Here is a 4,429-nt window from a genome sequence, read left to right on the forward strand (position 1 = left end):
ACGATTTCTGTCGAAGAGAACCAGTAGGTGATTTCCTGAGCAGCTGTTTCAGGAGCATCGGAACCGTGTACCGAGTTTTCACCGATCGACAGAGCGAAAGTTTTACGGATTGTACCTTCAGCAGCATCTGCCGGATTGGTTGCGCCCATAACTTCGCGGTTTTTCAGGATTGCGTTTTCGCCTTCCAGAACCTGAACGATTGTCGGGCCGGAAGTCATGGTTTCAACCAGCTCACCGAAGAAAGGACGTGCTGCGTGCACTGCGTAGAAGCCTTCAGCTTCGCGCTTGCTCATCCATACGCGCTTGGAAGCAACAACACGCAGACCAGCTTCTTCGAGCTTGGCGGTGATTGCACCGGTCAGGTTGCGCTTGGTTGCATCTGGCTTGATCATGGAAAAGGTACGTTCGATGGCCATTTTTGTCCTGTATATATTTAGAGGAAAGGTGCCGTTCTATACCCTCACAGCCTTTTACAGTCAAATAAGATCATTAAACCTGCTGTAAAATGCTGCTGAAAGTGCGGTGAAAACGCGCCCCATTCTGTTTCTGTTTACTCAGTCCTGTCTCATCGTGCTGAGCATCATTTTAGCTGCGCCGCCATACATAGCTTTCACATAATACAATGGAATGACAAGACACTGATAATAAAGTGATTTAGCCTGCTATAAGTGCAAAGACAGGTTATAGTTAACAGCGCTCATGACAATAACAGCGATTCTGTGTTGCACGGGCTGTCTTTTGCTGTTTTTGGTTTTTGATGAGAGCTTGATGATGAAGCAACATTTTCTGATGCTTGCTGCCTATAATGGCTGGGCCAATAAACAGCTTTTCGACGCGGTTGCGGCTTTGACTGAAAGCGAATACCGGCAGGATGCAGGTCTGTTTTACAAATCCGTCCACGCCACGCTTAATCATCTGCTGGGCAATGACCGCCTGTGGATGAAGCGTTTTACCGGTGAAGGCGATCACCCGAAAACACCTGATGCCATTCTTTATCTGGCTTTGTCTGATCTGCGCGCCGCCCGCCTGCAGGAAGATGCGCGTATTCTGGAATGGCTGGAAGGACTTTCACCTGCCGAGGTTTCAGGGCGTTTTGTGTTTCTCAATATGAGCGACATGCGCACCATCAGTCAGCGGCTTGCCCCTGCCCTTGCCCATATGTTCAACCATCAGACCCATTATCGCGGGCAGGTTCATGCAGCACTCACCATGCTGAAACATGCGGCACCGGAACTGGATATGATGATTTTCCAGAAATCGGAATCCGGCCGCCGCTTCGTCTGATATTTCCGTCTCAGCACAAGCATAACCGGACGTTTTTGCCTCTTGCACAATTGCAATATCCCGTGCAAAACCGCTCTATGTTGATCCTTAATGATATAACCGTCCGCATGGTCGGACGCGTCCTCATCGACCATGGCAGTGCAACACTGCCATCTGGTTCAAAGACCGGTTTTGTCGGGCGTAACGGCACCGGCAAGTCGACCCTGTTCAAGGTGATTACCGGTGAATTGTCGTCGGATACCGGCGATATTTCCATCCCGAAAAACACCCGTATCGGTCAGGTAGCGCAGGAAGCACCAGGCACAGAAGAGTCTCTGATAGAGATTGTTCTGAAAGCGGATAAAGAGCGCCTTGCCTTGTTGCAAGAAGCCGAAACGGCGACTGATCCGGCACGCATTTCCGAAATTCATATCCGCCTTGCCGATATTGAATCTCATTCAGCAGAAGCCCGTGCCAGCGCCATTCTCTCCGGCCTGGGTTTCGATGCGGAAGCGCAATTGCGCCCTGCTTCATCCTTCTCCGGTGGCTGGCGTATGCGTGTGGCTTTGGCGGCTGTGCTGTTTGCTCAGCCTGATCTGCTGCTGCTTGACGAACCAACCAACTATCTCGACCTTGAAGGCGTGTTGTGGCTGATCGACTATATCAAGCGCTACCCATACACTGTCATCATCATCAGCCATGATCGCGATCTGCTGAACTCGGCAACCAGTTCCATTTTGCATCTTGAGAATAAGAAGCTGACTTTCTGGAAGGGTAATTACGACCAGTTTGAACGTCAGCGCGCCGAAATGCTGGAATTGCAGCAGAAACAGCGTGTGAAGCAGGAAGCCCATCGCAAGCATATGGAATCCTTTGTGGAGCGTTTTCGCGCCAAGGCTTCCAAGGCACGTCAGGCACAGTCCCGCCTGAAAGCCCTGCAAAAACTGAAGCCGATAGCCGCGCATTATGACGAGCATGTGCAGCCATTCCGCTTTCCTGAAGCGGAAAAAGCGGCAGCATCGCCAATCATCGCGCTGGAAAATGCCGATGTCGGTTATGAAACCGGTAAGCCTATCCTGCGCAATCTTTCACTGCGTATTGATAATGATGACCGCATTGCCCTGCTCGGCTCCAATGGTAACGGTAAGTCCACTCTGGCCAAGTTGATCTCCGGACGGCTAAAACCGGAAGGCGGTACACTGACCCTTTCACCAGCGCTGAAGGTTGCCTTCTTCGCCCAGCATCAGCTTGATGATCTGGTGCCGGAAGACAATGCCATTGAGCATGTGCGCAAGCTGATGCCGGATGCACCGGAAGCCAAAGTGCGTGCCCGCGTCGCCCAGATGGGGCTGGCAACGGAAAAGATGCTGACCAAAGCCAAAGAGCTTTCCGGTGGTGAAAAAGCACGTTTGCTGATGGGGCTTGCGACCTTCCATGGTCCGAACCTGCTGATCCTCGACGAGCCGACCAACCATCTGGATATCGACAGCCGCGAAGAACTGGTTCACGCGCTGAATGATTTCAAAGGCGCTGTGATCCTCATCGCTCATGATCGTCATCTCATCGAAGCAACCATGGATCGGCTGTGGCTGGTGCGTAACGGCACGGTCAAACCTTATGACGGCGATCTGGATGATTACCGTTCTCTGGTTCTGAGCGATAAAAGCACGCCAAACAGCACCACAGAGCTTGTGCAAGATATTGCACCGGTCGATGAAGGGCCGAAACTCAGCAAAGCAGATCAGCGTAAACAGGCTGCGCAGAAACGTGAACAGCTTAAACCGCTGCAGAAAAAGATTAATGATTCCGAATCTTTAATGCAAAAACTGCAGAAAGAGATTCAGGCACTGAAAGGCAAACTGGAAGATCCTGAACTTTATACCAAGGATGCCCAGAAAGCCGTGCAGTTCAATATTGATCTGAAGTCCGCTGAAACCAAACTGGCAGACGTTGAAGAAAAATGGCTGACCTATTCTGCGGAATATGAAGAGGCAATGGCTGATTAAAAGCTACCTCTGTACCCCCAAAACAAGCCCGCCGGTTCTGTGAAACGGCGGGCTTAATTATCAGACAATTCAGGCTTTCTGCCGTCTGCGCGTACGCATAAATCCGTAGAGACCGGCCACCATAACCACCACGCCCATCATGGTAATATTCTCGTCAACCGGAGGTGCGCCACGACGCAGCACCAGATCAGCCCGTGTCAGCGACAAGCCGTCTTCCACCGCCCGCACGCTGAATTCATAAGTGCCGGCCTGTAAGGTTTCCATATCTTTTGCGCTTTGGCGGATCACCGCACCGCTTTGCGGCAAATCACGCTGTTCATTACCGCTTTTCGGGCTGTAACTGAGGCGTTCGGCCAATACCGGCACACCATCACGTGACACTGCCAGATTAAGCACTGACTGCTTTTGTCCGCTGGTTACGCCCTGCATTGGTTGCGCATCAACAAAAATACGCAATGGCGCATCTTCAGGTTTCAATTGTACTTTCGCAGACTGATAACCGCCCTCGCGCTGATAGAGCACCCATGTGCCGATTTCCTCGCCGCCAAAATGACGCTGCGCCCATGGCCAGATCACACCGGTTGCCAGACCAAAGAGAAACAGCAGAATACAAAAAATACGCATCAGGCTTTTTTCTCCCAGCGGCGGTCTGCATTTTGCTGCCAATAGGTCAGCTGATGTCCTGCCGCTTTCAGGCTTTTCCATTGCTCTCGCGCTTTGGTCAGCTGTGCAGCGTCGTGTCCGTCAAACATAACCACCAGACGATCATAGTTCTCAGCACCGGCGATTTCCGCGCCTTCCACAACAAAACGCACTGTTGCGCCATTCAGATTATCAGTGGTCGTCGTCAGCAAAGCGGGCTGATGTTCTGCATGGGGCTGCGCATCTGTGCCATGAGCAAGAAATGAAGCATTGCTCCATGTCCACAGCAAGCGGTCGAGTTCATCGCGGCGCTCTTCCGATGTCATCTGGATTGTCACACGCCAGCCCCGCTCTAACGAGCGGTCAACCAGCCCCGGCAAAGCTTCATCCAGAACGGATTCAGTCAGATGATAAAACAGAATTTCCGCCATCAGCCAATGCAGGGAACCGCGCCCCTTACCTCTCGCATCTCATATATACCGGATAACAGCTTAAACCAGAAACAAAACGGCCCGTCG

General features: G+C 51.8%; 5 protein-coding genes. 2 read left to right on the forward strand and 3 right to left on the reverse strand.

Translation table 11 applies throughout. The annotated features are described in order from the left end of the window. Positions 1–416 (reverse strand): nucleoside-diphosphate kinase (gene ndk, locus A918_RS0116710; protein ID WP_022712163.1); only part of this gene is annotated, 416 nt, incomplete at its 3' end. Between the two features lie 355 nt (positions 417–771). Here ndk and A918_RS0116715 point away from each other — a divergent pair. Together A918_RS0116715 and A918_RS0116720 are read left to right on the forward strand one after the other, a co-directional pair. Beyond that, positions 772–1,284, forward strand: a complete 513-nt coding sequence (locus A918_RS0116715) for a DinB family protein (RefSeq protein ID WP_028233919.1) — start codon at positions 772–774, stop codon at positions 1,282–1,284. A gap of 77 nt (positions 1,285–1,361) precedes the next feature. Beyond that, complete coding sequence (locus tag A918_RS0116720) at positions 1,362–3,269, forward strand: ABC-F family ATP-binding cassette domain-containing protein (RefSeq protein ID WP_028233920.1); 1,908 nt, start codon at positions 1,362–1,364, stop codon at positions 3,267–3,269. A 69-nt stretch (positions 3,270–3,338) separates the two neighbouring features. Here A918_RS0116720 and A918_RS0116725 read toward each other — a convergent pair whose 3' ends face one another. Together A918_RS0116725 and A918_RS0116730 are read right to left on the reverse strand one after the other, a co-directional pair. After that, positions 3,339–3,893: a hypothetical protein gene (locus A918_RS0116725; protein ID WP_022712166.1), complete on the reverse strand. Its 555-nt coding sequence runs from the start codon at positions 3,891–3,893 to the stop codon at positions 3,339–3,341. After that, the gene (locus tag A918_RS0116730) at positions 3,893–4,342 is read right to left on the reverse strand and encodes a DNA polymerase III subunit chi (RefSeq protein ID WP_022712167.1); all 450 of its coding nucleotides are present in this window, start codon (positions 4,340–4,342) and stop codon (positions 3,893–3,895) included. The genes A918_RS0116725 and A918_RS0116730 overlap by 1 nt, the downstream gene beginning before the upstream one ends. Positions 4,343–4,429: the final 87 nt, after the last annotated feature.

The organism is Pseudochrobactrum sp. AO18b, from assembly GCF_000409565.1.
Classification (GTDB): Bacteria; Pseudomonadota; Alphaproteobacteria; order Rhizobiales; family Rhizobiaceae; genus Pseudochrobactrum; species Pseudochrobactrum saccharolyticum.

Bases quoted from the DNA above. Each gene is read 5' to 3' on its own strand.
- A918_RS0116715 (WP_028233919.1), top strand. From the start codon at position 772: ATGAAGCAACATTTTCTGATGCTTGCTGCCTATAATGGCTGGGCCAAT.
- A918_RS0116720 (WP_028233920.1), top strand. From the start codon at position 1,362: ATGTTGATCCTTAATGATATAACCGTCCGCATGGTCGGACGCGTCCTC.
- A918_RS0116730 (WP_022712167.1), bottom strand. From the start codon at position 4,342: ATGGCGGAAATTCTGTTTTATCATCTGACTGAATCCGTTCTGGATGAA.
- A918_RS0116725 (WP_022712166.1), bottom strand. From the start codon at position 3,893: ATGCGTATTTTTTGTATTCTGCTGTTTCTCTTTGGTCTGGCAACCGGT.